Source organism: uncultured Stenotrophomonas sp. (assembly GCF_963519925.1).
Classification (GTDB): Bacteria; Pseudomonadota; Gammaproteobacteria; order Xanthomonadales; family Xanthomonadaceae; genus Stenotrophomonas; species Stenotrophomonas maltophilia_AE.
In genome coordinates this window covers 1-14,944 of record NZ_CAUQPH010000093.1, presented here as the reverse complement: position 1 = coordinate 14,944, position 14,944 = coordinate 1, and the positions used below count along the sequence as shown (strand labels likewise).

The window sequence follows — 14,944 nt, the reverse complement described above, 5'->3', positions numbered from 1 at the left end:
GCCTGGCGGACGCGGCGCTGGCCGCGACCATGGCGTCGTTCGTGATCTACACCCTGGCCGCGATCTGGTCCTACGCCGCGCGCAGCAGCGCACGCGCCGCCGTCGGCCTGGCCGTGGCGGCCACCCCGGCCCTGCTGCTGTTCCTGGTGCTGCGCGGAGGCGCGGCATGAGCCAGGGCTTCCGGCAGTCGCAGGCGGTACTGCACACCTGGTCCGGGCTGGTGGTCGGCTGGGTGCTGTACCTGATCTTCATCGCCGGCACCGCCAGCTACTGGCGGGTCGAACTGACCCGCTGGATGCAGCCGGAACTGGGCCTGCCGGCGAGCGCCGAGGTCGCGCTCGACCAGGCCCAGGCGTTCCTGGCCCGGACCGCCCCGGATGCCAGCCGCTGGTCGATCGAACTGCCCGGCAGCCGCGGCAACGCCACGTCGGTGCGCTGGCAGCCCAAGGACGCGCCGGAGCCGAAGCGCGGGCAGCCCAATCCATGGCAAGCCACGCTCGACGCCAGCGGCCAACCGGTGCAGGCGCGCGAAACGCGCGGCGGCGACTTCTTCTACCGCCTGCACTTCGACCTGCACTACGTGCCGGTGATCTGGGCGCGCTGGTTCGTGTGCTTCTGCACGATGTTCATGCTGGTGGCCATCGTCAGCGGCGTAATCACCCACAAGAAGATCTTCGCCGACTTCTTCACCCTGCGTCGTGGCAAGGGCCAGCGCAGCTGGCTGGACGGGCACAACGCGCTTGCGGTGCTGTCGCTCCCGTTCCACCTGATGATCACCTACACCGGTCTGATCACCCTGATGACCGTGTACATGCCGTGGGCCGTGAACGCCAACTACGGCGGGCGCGATGCCTTCTTCGCCGAGCTGTTCCCGCGCGAGGCCAAGGTCGAACCCAGCGGCCAGGCGGTGACGCCGCCGGCGCTGGCCGCGCTGCTGCCGGTGGCGGCGGCGCAGTGGAGCAACGGCCATGCCGCCTCGGTAGTGGTCGACCACCCCGGCGATGCCGCCATGCGCATCACCCTGCGTCGCGACAGCGGCGACCGCATTGCCGACAGCGGCGAACCGCTGCGCTTCGATGCGCAGGGCATGCTGCTGGGCGAGCCGCCGCCGCGATCGGCCACGGTGTACACCCGCGACGGCATGATCGGCATGCATGCCGGCCGCTTCGCGCCGGTGGTGATGCGTTGGCTGTTCTTCCTGTCCGGCGTCGCCGGCACCCTGATGGTTGCCAGCGGGCTGGTGTTGTGGACGGTGAAGCGCCGCGAGCAGTTGCCCGATCCATTGCAGCCGCCACGCGCCTTCCGCTTCGTTGAGCGCATGAACATCGCCTTCGTGGCCGGCCTGCCGGTGGCGATGCTGGCGTTCCTGTGGGGCAACCGATTGCTGCCGGAGGCACTGGCGCAGCGTTCCAAGGCGGAAATCAGCGTGTTCTTCGCGGCCTGGGCGCTGTGCGTGGTGCATGCCACGCTGCGCCAGCCGCGCCGCGCCTGGGTGGAGCAGCTGGCTACGGCTGCGGTACTGGCGCTGCTGCTGCCGGTCTTCAACATGCTGGCCTGGCACGGTGGGCTGTTCGCCGCGTTGGGCGCAGGCGACATGGCCAAGGGCGGTATCGACCTGGGCCTGCTGCTGATCGGCGCCGCACTGCTGTGGGTGGCGCGCCGGGTGCACCGGTACGTGCCCGCACAGCGCCGCGTGCGTGCGGCGCGCGGTGTCGCCGTGGTGACCACCGGGAGCGGCGCATGACCCTGCTCGCCCTGCTGCTGGCGCTGACCGGCTTCGCATGCCTGGCATTGGGCATGGACCGCCACCACCGCGATACGTTCGGCGCCCTGCCCGGCCCGCGCCAGAAGCGGCGCTTCAGGGCACTGGGATGGCTGGGCATCGCCGGCGCCGTGGCCTGCAGCCTGGTCGCGTGGGGCATCGCCTACGGCGTGGTGGCGGCCTTTGGCGTGCTGGCGGTCGGTGCGGCCGTTCCCCTACTCTGGCTCAGCTACCGGACCGCGCCCAACGCGCGTCCATCGCCCCGCGCCCCGCAATCCCCCGATTCCTGATTCCCGCTCCTACCGAGGCCTGCATGTCCCGCTTTTCCCCCACTGGCGCCCCGCGCCGGAACCCCCTTGCGCTGTGCCTGGCGCTGGCCGCACTGCCGGCGCTGGCATCGGCCCAGGCCGTGACCACGCCCGACGGCGAAACGCCCAGGACCACCGAACTGGACAAGGTGCTGGTGACCCAGCGCACCGAGGGCTACCAGGTCTACGGCACCAACACCGCGACCAAGCTGCCGTTGACCCTGCGCGAAACCCCGCAGTCGCTGACCGTGTTCACCCGCCAGCGCATCGAGGACTTCAACCTCATCACCATCGCCGAAGTGCTGCAGCAGACGCCGGGCGTGACCGTGCAGTCCTACGACAGCAACCGCACCCTGTTCACCGCACGCGGCTTTGCGATCAACAACTTCATGTTCGACGGCGTGCCCACCAATTACACCACCGGCGCGGGCGGCAATTCGATCCTGAGCGACACGTCGATCTACGAGCGCATCGAGATCGTGCGCGGCGCCAGTGGCCTGGTGACCGGCTCGGGCAATCCGTCGGCGACGGTCAACATGGTGCGCAAGCGCCCGACCGACACCTTCCAGGCCAGCACCAGCCTCAGCGCCGGCTCCTGGGATTACCGCCGCGCCGAAGTCGACGTCGGCGGCCCGTTGAGCGCCGGCGGCCGGGTCCGCGGCCGCTTCGTCGGCGCTTACACCGACAAGGAAAGCTGGGTGCGCTTCCAGCACGACACCTCGCCCAGCCTGTATGGCGTGATCGAAGCCGACCTGACCGACAGCACCCGCCTGCGCGGCGGCATTGACTACCTGGAGACCGCATCCGATGGCGGTGCCTGGAGCGCTTCCCCGCTGTACTTCCGCGACGGCAGCCGGGCAACGATGCCGCGCTCCTACAGCGCGGCGGCGCGCTGGAATGAATGGAACCGCGAGAGCACCAATTACTTCCTCACCCTGGAGCAGCAGTTCGGTGCGGGCTGGAGCGGGCGCCTGGCCTACAACCGCCGCAGCACCGACACCGACAGCCTGCTGCTGGCTGGTTCCAATACCGGCAACTGGGCCGACCCGGTCACCGGCCTGGGGCTGCGCATCGCCGATACCTACTCGGTCTCCGAAACCCGCGAAGATGCGTTCGACCTGTATGCCTCCGGCCCGTTCCAGCTGTTCGGCCGTTCGCATGAGCTGGTGGCCGGCATCAATCACTACGACCGCGACCTCGATACGATCCGCGCCGGCATCACCGCACGCCCGTACAACGTGGCCGCCTTCCCCAGCATCTTCAGCTGGGACGGCATCATCGGCAAACCGACCACGGTCAATTACGGCATCCCCTCCAGCACGGTCAACACCACTGAAACCGGCTACTACGCAGCGTTGCGCCTGAACCCGATGGACGACCTGAAGGTGATCGCGGGCGCGCGTTATTCCGACTACCGGACCACCACCGACAACTTCGACGTCAACGGCAACTTCACCAGCCGAAGCGCGCGCACCACCGCGCATGAGCCCACCCCCTACCTGGGGGTGATCTACGATCTCAACGCGAACGTCTCGGCATTCGCCAGCTATTCGGACGTGTTCCAGGCCACCGCGCTGCGCGACATCAACAACCAGCTGCTCGACCCGGTGACCGGCGACAACTACGAATACGGGTTCAAGGGCGAGTTCTTCGGCGGCCGCCTGTACGGCGCGCTGAACGGCTTCTACATGAAGCAGGACAACGTGGCCACGCGCGACCCGGCCGGCGCCGACATCCTGCTGCCCGATGGCAGCGTGCCCTACATCGCCAGCAAGGGCGTTGAAACCAACGGCGCCGAGTTCGAGCTGTCCGGCTCGATCACCGACAACTGGAGCATGACCGGCGGCTACACCTATGCCTTCAGCACCAATCCGGACGGCAGCCGCTTCGCCAGCACCAGCCCGATGCACCTGGCCCGGTTCAACACCACCTACCGGCATGGCAACTGGATGGTGGGCGGCGGCTTCACCGTGCAGAGCGCGATCTACCAGCTGCAGCCGATTCCCACCGGTCGCTACACGGCGGCCGGCGCACCGATCACCGCCAACGGCCAGATGCGCCAGGGCGGTTACATGCTGTTCGACCTGATGGGCCGCTACCGGATCAACGACCATCTGAGCGTGGGCGTGACCGTGACCAACCTGTTCGACAAGGTGTATTACCGCAACGTCGGCTTCTTCAATTCGGGCTACTGGGGCGAGCCGCGGCGGGTGCTGTTCAACCTGCGCGCCGGTTTCTGACGGGCTCCCCCCACACCCATCGGGCATACCCGCCGGAGCGCCCGGCGGGTAGCATCTGGCAGGCGTGTCCCGTCCTGCTGGAGTTACGATGCTGCTTCCTGCCCGTTCCGCTGCCGTCCGCCTGATCCTGGCAGGGCTGGTCCTGCTCCCCCTTGTTGCCACTGCCCGCGAGGTACCGGCGCCGGCCGGACATGTGGAGGCCGATGGCCCCTATGTGTTCCTCACCCGCAATGGCCACCAGGCACAGTGGGTCTGCAACGACCACGTGGTGCAGCGCGACCTGCCCGCGCGCGGCGCCAGCACCGTGGTGCTGCCCGAGTGCGGCTACCCGCACCCGGTAACCGTGCTGCCGCCGCGCGCCGCGCCGGTGGCGCGCCTGCCGTCCACCCCGCGCATCGTGGCGCTGTCGGACATCCACGGCCAGTACGGCCTGCTGGTGAAGCTGCTGCGCGCCCATCACGTGATCGACAACCAGGACCGCTGGGCGCTGGGCACTGCCACCCTGGTGGTGGCCGGCGACGTGTTCGATCGTGGCCCGCAGGTCACCGAAGCGTTCTGGCTGCTGTACGGCCTGCAGCAGCAGGCGGCTGCCGCCGGCGGCGCGGTGCATTTCGTGCTCGGCAACCATGAAACCATGGTGCTGTACGACGACCTGCGCTACGTCAACCCGAAGTACCTCAAGAGCGCGCAGCTGCTTGGGCGCAGCTATCCGGCGCTGTATGGCGCCGATTCGGTGATCGGCCAATGGCTGCGCACCCGCCCGGTGCTGCTGCAGATCGGCGACACCCTGTTCCTGCATGGCGGCATCGCGCCGGAGAACCTGGACCTGGTGCGCGGGCTGGAGGCGACCAATGCGCTCTACCAGGCCTCGGTGGGCCTGCCCAAGGACGAGGTCAAGGCCGCGCCGGATACCGCGCGCCTGTTCGACGGCAAGACCAGCCCGATCTGGTACCGCGGCTATTTCGACGGGCGCATGGACACCGCGCAGGTCGACACCCTGCTGAAGCAGCTGGACCTCACGCGCATCGTGGTGGGCCACACCTCGATGCCGCACGTGAGCAGCTTCCATGGCGGGCGCGTCATCGCCATCGACAGCAGCATCAAGAACGGGGAGAACGGCGAGCTGCTGTTCATCGAGAACGGCGCGGTGAGCCGCGGGCTGCTGGATGGCTCGCGGGTGCCGTTGGCCGAGGGCGTCGGCGGGGAAAGCGACTGAACAAAGGACGGGCAGCCACGCAGGGCGTGGCTCTACGCGTCCTGCGTGGCGGCCACCAGCGGACGGACGCGGGCCGGGCGGCTCGGGAAGGCGTGGCGCAGGATGCGCCACATCACCTGGCCGAACTGCTTCGGCAGCGAACCGGTGTTGTAGTGCTGGCCGTAGCGGGCGCAGATCTCCTTCACGTCCACGGCGATGGCCGCGTAGCGGTTGGCCGGCACGTCCGGGAAGAAGTGGTGTTCGATCTGGTGGCTGAGGTTGCCGGTCATCAGGTTCATAACCTTGCCGCCGGCGATGTTCGACGAACCGCGCAGCTGGCGCAGGTACCAGTGGCCACGGCTTTCATCGCGCACGCATTCCTTCGGGAAGGTTTCCGCATCGGCAGTGAAATGCCCGCAGAAGATAACCACGTAGGTCCACACGTTGCGGATCACGTTGGCCACCACGTTGCCCAGCAGCACCGGCAGGAAGAACGGGCCGGCCAGCGCGGGGAACAGCAGGTAGTCCTTGAACATCTGCCTGCCCATCTTGCGGCCGACCGGGCGCGCCTGTGCCAGCAGCTGGCGGAAGGTGATCTTGCCGGCAAACCAGCGACCCAGGCGCAGGTCCTGTATCGCGATGCCCCACTCGAACAGCAGCGCGAACACCACCGCCACCACCGGCTGGGTCAGGTAGAACGGGCGCCAGCGCTGCTCCGGGAAGATCCGCAGCAGGCCGTAGCCGATATCGTCATCGAGGCCGCGCACGTTAGTATAGGTGTGATGGCGGAAGTTGTGGGTCTTGCGCCAGTTGTCGGCGGTACCAACGATGTCCCATTCGTAGCTGCTGCCCTGCAGCTGCGGATCGCCCATCCAGTCGTACTGGCCATGGATGACGTTGTGCGCCAGCTCCATGTTTTCCAGGATCTTGGACAGCGCCAGCAGCACCACGCCGGCAATCCACGCCGGGATCAGCACGCTGTGCACGAATGCACCCAGGAACAGCAGCGCGCGACCGGCCACGCCGGTCCAGCGCACGCCGGCCACCACGCGGCGGATGTAGCGCGCATCGGCCGCGCCCAGCGTGGCCAGGTGGCGCGCACGCAGCGCATCGAGCTCGGTACCGAACGCATCCAGTTCGGTGGCGGACAACACGCGGTTATGCACGGCAGGCATGCTCAGAGCTCCAGGATCAGGTCGGTGCTGGCGCTGTTCACGCACAGCTTCACTTGCGTGGCCGGTTCGGCCGCGTATTCGCCGGTCAGGGTGTGGCGGGTCACGCCACTGGCCTTGCCACAGACGCAGGTATTGCAGATGCCCATGCGGCAGCCACTGGCCGGGCGCAGCCCTTCGGCCTCCAGCGCCTGCAGCAGCGAGGTGCCGCGCGGCAGTTCCAGGGTGCGGCCGCTGCGGCGCAGCTCCACGCGCACGCTGCCGGTTTCTGCATCGGGCAGCACCGGCGGGGTGAAGGCTTCGGATTGCAGTGTGGCCACCTGGCCCTGCAGCCGCGCGCGGGCGGCGTCGACGAAACCGCCGGGGCCGCAGGCCATGACCTGCGCGCCGGACAGGTCGCCCAGCGCGCTGAAGTCGTAGTCGCCCACCCGCGCGGCCGGCGCGGCGGGATCGCGGGTCAACGCCAGGTGCACGCGGAAACCGGGATGGCGGGCGGCAACATCTGCCAGTTCGTCGGCGAAGCACACCGCCTCGCGCCGCTGCGCCCAGTACACCAGGTCGAGCTGCACCGGCATGCCGGCGCTCTCCATCTGCCGCACCAGCGCGCGCATCGGGGTGATGCCGCTGCCGGCAGCCAGCAGCAGCACCCGCGCGGAAGGCACCGCCGGCAGGGTCATCCCGCCGAACGCCTGGCCCAGTTCGAACACGTCGCCCACCTGCGCATGCTGCGCCAGATGCTGGCTGACCCTGCCGCCGGCCACGGTCTTGACCGTGATCGCCAGGCAACCGTCATCCAGCACCGTCGGGCTGTAGCTGCGCGACAGGCGACGGCCATCGACCTCCACGCCGAGATTGACGTGCTGGCCCGGCGCGACGCCACGGAAGTGCCGGTTGGGGCGCAGCACCAGGGTCACCGCGTCGGCGCTGGCGGCATGCCGGGACACCAGGCGCGCCCGCGCGCGGCGCAGGGTCCACAGCGGATGCACCCTGCCCGCCCAGAAATCGAAAAGCTCCTCCGACACCCACTGGCGGGGCGAAAGGGAGGAACGGCGGGCGGCAGGACGAGGGAGTGCGCTCATGCGGCCACTATACGGGCGAGCATACAGCTGTGTATACAGTTGTATATCGCCTGGACCGGCTATGATTCAGGGACTTGACTGTCTGGCCCCTGGATGACCTCGCCCGATTCGCACCTGACCGTCCCCGATGACGCCCTGCCGGCCCGCAAAGCCTCGATTTCCCGCGAGGACCTGCTGGCCGCCGCCCTGACCCTGATCGGCCCGCACCGCAGCGTGTCGACCCTGAGTCTGCGCGAGGTCGCCCGCGAAGCCGGCATTGCCCCGAATTCGTTCTACCGACAGTTCCGCGACATGGACGAGCTGACCGTGGCCCTGATCGACCTGGCCGGTCGTTCGCTGCGCACCATCATCGGCGAGTCACGCCAGCGCGCCGCTTCGTCGGACCGCAGCGTGATCCGGCTGTCGGTGGAAACCTTCTTCGAGCAGCTGCGCGCCGACGACCGCCTGCTGCACGTGCTGCTGCGCGAAGGCAGCGCCGGCTCGGATGCGTTCAAGCAGGCGGTCGAGCGCGAGCTGAACTACTTCGAAGAAGAGCTCTGCGTCGACCTGGTCCGGTTGGCCCACGCGGACAATGGAGCGTTGTTGCATGAGCCGCATCTGGTGGCCAAGGCGATCACCCGCCTCGTGTTCGCCATGGGCGGCACCGCGCTGGACCAGCCGCCGGAACGCGACCCGGAAATGATCGAACAGACCGCGCAGATGCTGCGCATGATCATCACCGGGGCACGCACCATCGCAGGCTATCCGCCGACCCGGTGAGCCCGGTCCGGCGCGGGTGGTGACTGACCCCGTCATGGCGATGTGTCTTCCTGTGCCGCGGCATGCGGCGCAGCGTCCCGCGGGATGGACCTGATCGACAGACTCGACACTTCGCCATCCACCGGCCCCACGTTCACCATCGTGTAAACGGAATCCCTGTAGTCGTAATCGAACGAGCGCACGCCGATGATCGGGTAGTCCTTGTGCACCCGGAAGCACGTGTTGGCGCCCTGCAGGTAATAATCGGCGTACAGGCAGATTTCCTGGCCTGCCCGTGCATTGAGCCAGATCGCCGCGCGTGCCTGGTCGTTCCCACATTGCTTGCCGGACAGCCACAGATTCACGTCCCTGTTCGGCTCGACCGGAATCGAACACATCAGGTCGGTCTGGCCGGCATCCCGATAGAGATTGAGCGTGCCTGGCCCGAACACCTGGTCGCCCAGCATCGAGAAGCTGGATATCTTGCCGTCCAGCGTGTGTCCGCCGTTATAGCGCTGCAGCGCCCACTTCCCGTTCGGGTCCGTGTAGGAGCGCTCGAACGAGCCGACCGTCACCGGCGTCAGGATGTCATCCAGGACATTGATGAAGGCGTAGCCCTGGTTCTTCTGGTGATGCCAGTTCCCGAACAGGCGGATCTGCGTGCCCCGCTTTGCTTTCAGGATGCGCAGCGAACGAACCTCGTCATTGGTGCAACCGAACGAGCCCGGGGCATTGAATGCTGGATACGGAATGGGCAGATGGCACACGGTCTCCTGCGTGGCATGGTTGCCTTCATACATGATCAGGCGCGCGTCCCCGAAGTCCGGGTAAGGGAGGGTCGGCGACAGGGCAAGCGGGTAGTCGCCCACTTTGGTTTTGCTGCTGTGGTTCCGGCCCCGCTCTACCTTGTACACGGTGTAACGCTTGAGGTCGGGCCGGAATTCGACGATCAGGTAGGTCATGTTGAGCAGCGCGCCACTCTGGAACACCGGCACGGTTCCGAAGCTGCCCTCGGTGGAACTGGCCTTGCCCAGTTGCGTGTGGTGGTGCCCTGCGAACACGGCCTGCACGCCGTACTCCTGGATCAGGCGCTTGAATCGTTCCGAGGTTCCGCCAGGCCATTGGTCGCGACGATGCATGCTGAGGAAGACGTAGCGATTCCGCTTTCGCGCATCATGCAGCACGCCCTCCAGCCATCGCAGCGAGCTGACCACATCGAACCGGGTCTTGTGGAAGATGCCGGTGGAAAAGCTCACGTTGTAGGTGGGCGAGTCGTTGAGCTGCACGAAGGTGGCATCCGGACCGACGTCGATGGAATACCCAAAGCTGCCGTAGTGTTCGGGCTCGTTGAAGTGGTAATCCCAGAAGCGGGGCTGTAGTTCATACGTCCAGCCCAGGACGTCGCACACGCTGTCGCGAGCACATCCGTTGTTGGCGCAATCGTTGATGTTGTTGGCATAGTCGTGGTTGCCCAGTCCCGGGAAGAACAACGGCGCCCCCTGGGTGGGACCCAACCTGCGGAATAGTTCCTGCGTGGGCCTGCGCTCGTTGCCATGCCCGAAGTCAGTCAGGTCGCCGTTGATCAGCACGGGAACCGCGCCATCCACCGACTGCCTGAATGACGAAATGTCATCCATGACCGTCGCCAGCCGCGATTTGGAGGCCCCGAGGTTGATGGATTCCTTCCCCGAGTCATCGATCGTTCGCGGCAACTGAGGGTCGGAGGCGGCAACGAACCATGTCAACTGGGGAATATTCCACCCTGGGGCTGCGTGGTTCTTGTAGCTTTCGGTGGTTGTTTCGCTGCAGCCGGGGATGTGTCGTGGCGTGACTTCACCAGCGGACGCGGCCGCGCATGCCAGCAAGGCGGCACAACTCAAGAGTAGGCGCAGGGTATGCACGGGCAGCTCCCGATGGGCAACGGCGAATCCGCCGCCCCCTGATCAAATCCCCCGATTTGATCCCCCGATGCCCCGGGATGCTGTTACCGCGCCACTTAGCCGGGTGTGAAACCCGTGGCGGTACTGACGTAGACCAAGAAGGGCCGACATCACGTCGGCCCTTCGGGGTATTCCCTGCAATCAACCGGCGTTAACGGCGATAACACTGACGCTCGACCACGCGGTCGCCGGTCTTGTTCTGATGATTGCCCTGGATCTGGCGACCGGCCGCGCCGCCGGCGACGGCACCCGCTACCGTGGCGAGCTTCTTGCCGTTGCCGCCGCCCACCTGGTTGCCGAGCAACCCGCCGACAACAGCGCCCGTGGCGGTGCCGGCAATGCGGTTCGGGTCGCGGCTGTTGCGCTGCACTTCGACGTTCTTGCAGACCACCTTGGTGCCGTCGTTGAAGCGGCGCCCTTCATCCTTCGGCCCGTAGGTCTGGGCGCTGGCGCTGAACACCGATGCCATCAGGGCGGCTGCACACAGCACGTTCCGGGTAGAGAGATTCATGGTGGTTTCCTCGCTTCATGACGTGGCGCCAGTGTCAGTGCAACGTAGAGAACCCCCCGTGAAAAACCGTCGACGCGGCGTCAATGCCGGACCTCCCGTTCAGCCTGCGGCAATGCCCGCCCAACCTTCCAAGATCAGTGCTTGGCCACCGCATACTTCTTCTCACCGGCCAGCACCGCCAGGCGCGTGCGGTTTCCCCCGGTATCCAGCTGCGCGAGCCGGTTCTCCGGTGGCGGCAATGGGCAGGTAGCGAAGTCGGTGTAAGCACAGGGCGGGTTGTAAGCGCGGTTGAAGTCCAGCACGACCGTGCCGTCCGCGGCGACCGGTTCGGTGTGCAGGTAGCGCCCTACCCCGTAGGTGAGCTGGCCGGTACTCTGGTCCTGGAACATCAGGTTCAAGCCTTTCGCGGGGTCGCCCAGCGCCTCCAGCTGCCACTGGCGACCCTCCTTCTCGAACACCACGTAGCCCGGATTGGGGTTCTCGGCGATCTCGCCCAACACGTTCACGATCGGCAGCGTCTTGCCTGCAGGGTGTGGAACGAACTTCGCCTGCACGCGCCAGTCTTCATTGGCCGGGAAGAAATCCAGGCCCGCGAAGTCGCGGCGCGCCGGTGCGTCGGCGTGTCGCACCCGCAAGGCCAGCCGCTCACCGCGCTTGATCGCGGTGATCTGGCCCTTGCCCTGGTCGTAGGACAGCTTGGTGCCGCCGCCCGCCCCTTCCGTGTCCAACCGCACTTCATGCAGCAGCGGCTTGCCATCCACCGTGATCGGCACGCCTTCGGCGGGCTGGAAGTACAGGCCATCGGCGCGCTGCTCCACCTGGCCCAACCGGTCCGGTGCGATGGACAGGTGGATGGCATTGCCTTCGCCGCCGCCCACGCTGCGCCGTCCGGCTTCGATCCAATGCAGTCCGATCAGGCTGGTCCAGCCATCGGGCCTGCCCAGGTCTGCCGCCCGCTCCCGAACCCACTCGGCATGCTCGGTTGCGAACGCCGCTGCCGTGGGCGCGACGGCGGCGGAATCGACCGCGCGCCCGTCCTGCGAACTGCAGGCCGCTGCGAGCAGGCTCGCCGTCATCAAGCAGACAAGGGTGCGTGTCTTCATATCGATCACCATTCTTTGGACAGGCCGAGGTAGAGGTAACGTCCGTAGGTTTCGTGCAGCGCACTCAGGTAGTTTCCGGTGGCACTCAGTGGCGGCTCCTCATCGAACAGGTTGCGCGCGCCCACCTCCACCGCCGTGCCACTGAGCCGCCCGTGGTTGAAGGCCTTCCGCACCGACAGCGTCCAGCGCTGGGTGGACCCGACCACGTACGGTCGGCGGTCGGCATAGGCGCCGGCGGTGACGCTGCCGATGTAGTCGTCGCGCAGGCGCACCGTCCAGTCCTGCAGGTTCCAGATGAGGGTGGCACTGCCGCGCCACTCCGGCTTGGCGCCGTTGAGGCCGACCTCGTTCGCCGCCCCGAGGCCGGGCGCGATGACGTTCAGCAGCCCACTGTCGATCGCCGCCGCCACCTGGCGGATCTCGGCGGGTTTCTGCTGGGTGTATTCCCGCAGCTGGCTGGCACTGAGCAGGAAGGCAAAATTCCCCCACGCCGTGTCCGGCGAACGCCAGCTGAGGTTGTAGTCCACGCCCGACGCGGTCAGCGGGCTGCGGTTCTGGTAGCGGTTGTAGATATGGGTCACCACGCCAGCGGGCGCGATCCCCGAGCCTTCGAACTGCGCGACGTCCTCCGCGGTCACCGCGGCGCGCACCACGTTCGGGTTGCTGCTGCCTTCCACGACGCGCAGGTACGCGTCATACAGCAGCTCTTCGCCCAGGGTGTTGATCGGGTTCTCGACCTCCACCCGCCACGCATCCACGCTGAGGCTGATCGCGCCGAACCGCTCCGGCAGGAACTGCGGCTCGAACACCGCACCCCACGACGACTGCCGGGTGGTTTCCGGCTCCACGTCCTTTCCATAAGAGGTCACCGCGCTGACCGAGGGCTTGACCGACGAGCCACTGCTGAATGCATTCAAGCAGGCGCTGTAATCGGGCTGGGCCCCCTTGACGATCAGCGCGTGGCAGCGGATGGCATCGTTGTTGAAGCCGAACCCGTAGGTCGGTGGGGAGTTCACCAGTTCCAGGCCCGGCGCCCGGAACCCGCCGCTCACCGACCCGCGCAGCAGCACGCTGTCATTGACCTTCCAGGCCGCGGCGAGCTTCGGCTTGGCCACCCTGCCGGCGTCGCTGTAATCCTCCCAGCGGCCGGCAAGCTGGATATCCAGCGACTGCACCAGCGGTATGTCCTGCGCGGGCGAGACCAGCGGCACCGCGAACTCGATCAGTGCCGACTTCACGTTGCGGCTGCCACGCACGTCCGGGCGCGGGCTGTGGGTGAAGAAGTTGCTGGCTGCCACGGTGCCGGTGTACCAGTCCGTGTAGGGACGGCTGCCGTCGATGTTCTCGTCGCGGTCATCGGCACGGCTTTCATAGCGGTATTCCACGCCCGCCGCCATGCCGATCTCACCGGCGTACCAGCTGAACAGGTCGGGGCGGTTGACCTTGAAGTCCCACAGAGCCAGCTCGGCGGTGCCCTCCCGGGTGGCCTCGCCAATGAACGAGGACGTGTCGTAGGGCGTGGCGTCGCCTACCCGGATGCTGGCCGGGTCACCGCCACTGAACGGATTGTAGGCGCCGGCGTCGGTGCGGTTCACCGCCGCGATGAAGGCATCGGTCAGACCGCCCTGCTGTGTGTCCGTGCTGCGCGCACGCGAGTACAGCAGCGCGCTTTCCCAGTTCCAGCCGCCCTCGGTCCAGCCACGCACGCCCAGCAGCACCCGCGACTGGTCGTTGTCCACTTTTACTTTGCGGATGCCCGAGTCCGCGAACTGGTAGTTGAGCAGCCGGATCGCCTCCGCACCGCGCAGCGATGCCGGCACCCAGTACGCATCCGGGCGGATATGCAGCAGGAACCCATCCCCACCGAAGCCCGACTCGCTGCTCACCCAGGACTCGGAGCTGGCACGGTAGTAGGCCAGTTCACCGAACAGCTCCACGCTGTCGGTGAGATCGAAACGACCGCTGGCGAACACATTTCCCTTGCGGATCGCCGGCGACGTGGTGATGCCGGGTTCGGCCGCCGAATCATAGTGGTAGCGGGTCGGCACCGTGCCGCTGCTCAACGCGCCGGTAGCCGGATTGACATACCAGCTGCCGGTGCGTCGCCCGCCGGCATAGGTTTCGAAATGTCCCCACGGGGTGCGCGTGCTGAAGCCGGAGGTACCGTTCGGATCCGGCACGCTGGTGCCGTCGCCGACTGCACGGCGACCGTCGGTAGCGGTGAACCAGGCATCGGAATTGAGCTGTGAGGTGCGCTTTGAGAACCCGTAGAGCACCGACACGTTGCCGCGGCCCTGGGCGAAGTCGCTGCCGAAGTAGCCGTCCAGGGAAACGTCTTCGCGGTGGCCATCGGTCACCTTGCCGTAGTTGAGCTTGATGCCGCCCCCGTTTTCCAGGTTGCTCGGCATCACCAGGTCGACCACCCCGGCGACAGCGTCGGACCCATAGATGGACGCCGCGCCATCCAGCAACAGGTTGACCCGCTCCAGCCCGAACACCGGGATCGCATTGGCGTTGTAGGTGGTCTCATCGCCACTGTTGCTGATCGGGTGCTGCACCGTGCGGCGGCCGTTGACCAGCAGCAGGGTGTATTTGGCGCCCAGGTTGCGCAGGTTGATCGAGCCGACGTCACCGCGCGCCACGTTGGAATTACGCCCGGCGTTGGTGGTGCCCTTCTCGGTGACGGCGACATCGCCGAACTGCGGCAGGCTGCGGAACAGCTCGTTGCCGTTGGTCGCGCCGGTGGCATCGATCTGCTCGCGGTCCACCGCGACCACCGGCAGCGCCGCCTGCGCGCCGCCGCCGGCGATCTGCGAGCCGAGCACCGACACCCGGTCCAGCGTGCGCGCGTTGGACGTTTGCGTCCGCGAGGCGGCGTCGTCGGCCTCCTCGGCGG

11 protein-coding genes are annotated in these 14,944 nt (G+C 67.2%); 5 read left to right on the top strand and 6 right to left on the bottom strand.

The window, feature by feature from the left end; genetic code table 11:
• The first annotated feature begins 166 nt into the window (after positions 1 to 166).
• From RWO33_RS14590 to RWO33_RS14575, 4 genes are all read left to right on the top strand, one after another.
• On the top strand, positions 167 to 1,744 hold the full coding sequence (locus tag RWO33_RS14590; RefSeq protein ID WP_314105791.1) for a PepSY-associated TM helix domain-containing protein: 1,578 nt from the start codon (positions 167 to 169) through the stop codon (positions 1,742 to 1,744).
• Positions 1,741 to 2,052, top strand: coding sequence for a DUF3325 domain-containing protein (locus tag RWO33_RS14585; protein WP_314105790.1), 312 nt, complete (start codon positions 1,741 to 1,743; stop codon positions 2,050 to 2,052). The genes RWO33_RS14590 and RWO33_RS14585 overlap by 4 nt, the downstream gene beginning before the upstream one ends.
• A gap of 23 nt (positions 2,053 to 2,075) precedes the next feature.
• Positions 2,076 to 4,310, top strand: coding sequence for a TonB-dependent siderophore receptor (locus tag RWO33_RS14580; protein WP_314105789.1), 2,235 nt, complete (start codon positions 2,076 to 2,078; stop codon positions 4,308 to 4,310).
• An 88-nt stretch (positions 4,311 to 4,398) separates the two neighbouring features.
• Positions 4,399 to 5,526: a metallophosphoesterase gene (locus RWO33_RS14575; protein ID WP_314105788.1), complete on the top strand. Its 1,128-nt coding sequence runs from the start codon at positions 4,399 to 4,401 to the stop codon at positions 5,524 to 5,526.
• Between the two features lie 32 nt (positions 5,527 to 5,558).
• Here the strand turns inward: RWO33_RS14575 and RWO33_RS14570 are convergent, their stop codons facing one another.
• Entirely contained in the window at positions 5,559 to 6,680 is a 1,122-nt protein-coding gene (locus tag RWO33_RS14570) for an acyl-CoA desaturase (protein WP_145478209.1), read from the bottom strand.
• Positions 6,681 to 6,682: 2 nt separating this feature from the next.
• A complete protein-coding gene (locus tag RWO33_RS14565) occupies positions 6,683 to 7,756 on the bottom strand; it encodes a ferredoxin reductase (RefSeq protein WP_314105787.1) in 1,074 nt (357 codons plus the stop codon).
• 93 nt (positions 7,757 to 7,849) lie between these two features.
• Here RWO33_RS14565 and fabR point away from each other — a divergent pair, with 93 nt between their 5' ends.
• Positions 7,850 to 8,515 (top strand): HTH-type transcriptional repressor FabR, encoded by a 666-nt coding sequence (gene fabR, locus RWO33_RS14560; protein WP_314105786.1) that lies wholly within the window; start codon positions 7,850 to 7,852, stop codon positions 8,513 to 8,515.
• 32 nt (positions 8,516 to 8,547) lie between these two features.
• On the opposite strand, the gene RWO33_RS14555 is transcribed toward fabR, so the two are convergent.
• The 4 genes from RWO33_RS14555 to RWO33_RS14540 form a co-directional block, all read right to left on the bottom strand.
• Positions 8,548 to 10,395, bottom strand: a complete 1,848-nt coding sequence (locus RWO33_RS14555; protein ID WP_314105785.1) for a metallophosphoesterase — start codon at positions 10,393 to 10,395, stop codon at positions 8,548 to 8,550.
• Positions 10,396 to 10,585: 190 nt separating this feature from the next.
• Positions 10,586 to 10,903 (bottom strand): glycine zipper 2TM domain-containing protein, encoded by a 318-nt coding sequence (locus RWO33_RS14550; RefSeq protein ID WP_260844104.1) that lies wholly within the window; start codon positions 10,901 to 10,903, stop codon positions 10,586 to 10,588.
• A 176-nt stretch (positions 10,904 to 11,079) separates the two neighbouring features.
• Positions 11,080 to 12,048: a DUF1684 domain-containing protein gene (locus RWO33_RS14545; protein ID WP_314105784.1), complete on the bottom strand. Its 969-nt coding sequence runs from the start codon at positions 12,046 to 12,048 to the stop codon at positions 11,080 to 11,082.
• 5 nt (positions 12,049 to 12,053) lie between these two features.
• Positions 12,054 to 14,944 (bottom strand): TonB-dependent receptor (locus tag RWO33_RS14540; protein ID WP_314105783.1); only part of this gene is annotated, 2,891 nt, incomplete at its 5' end.

Excerpts from the sequence above, each read along its gene's own strand:
- RWO33_RS14590 (WP_314105791.1), top strand. The coding sequence starts at position 167 with ATGAGCCAGGGCTTCCGGCAGTCGCAGGCGGTACTGCACACCTGGTCC.
- RWO33_RS14585 (WP_314105790.1), top strand. The coding sequence starts at position 1,741 with ATGACCCTGCTCGCCCTGCTGCTGGCGCTGACCGGCTTCGCATGCCTG.
- RWO33_RS14580 (WP_314105789.1), top strand. The coding sequence starts at position 2,076 with ATGTCCCGCTTTTCCCCCACTGGCGCCCCGCGCCGGAACCCCCTTGCG.
- RWO33_RS14575 (WP_314105788.1), top strand. The coding sequence starts at position 4,399 with ATGCTGCTTCCTGCCCGTTCCGCTGCCGTCCGCCTGATCCTGGCAGGG.
- RWO33_RS14570 (WP_145478209.1), bottom strand. The coding sequence starts at position 6,680 with ATGCCTGCCGTGCATAACCGCGTGTTGTCCGCCACCGAACTGGATGCG.
- RWO33_RS14565 (WP_314105787.1), bottom strand. The coding sequence starts at position 7,756 with ATGAGCGCACTCCCTCGTCCTGCCGCCCGCCGTTCCTCCCTTTCGCCC.
- fabR (WP_314105786.1), top strand. The coding sequence starts at position 7,850 with ATGACCTCGCCCGATTCGCACCTGACCGTCCCCGATGACGCCCTGCCG.
- RWO33_RS14550 (WP_260844104.1), bottom strand. The coding sequence starts at position 10,903 with ATGGCATCGGTGTTCAGCGCCAGCGCCCAGACCTACGGGCCGAAGGAT.
- RWO33_RS14545 (WP_314105784.1), bottom strand. The coding sequence starts at position 12,048 with ATGAAGACACGCACCCTTGTCTGCTTGATGACGGCGAGCCTGCTCGCA.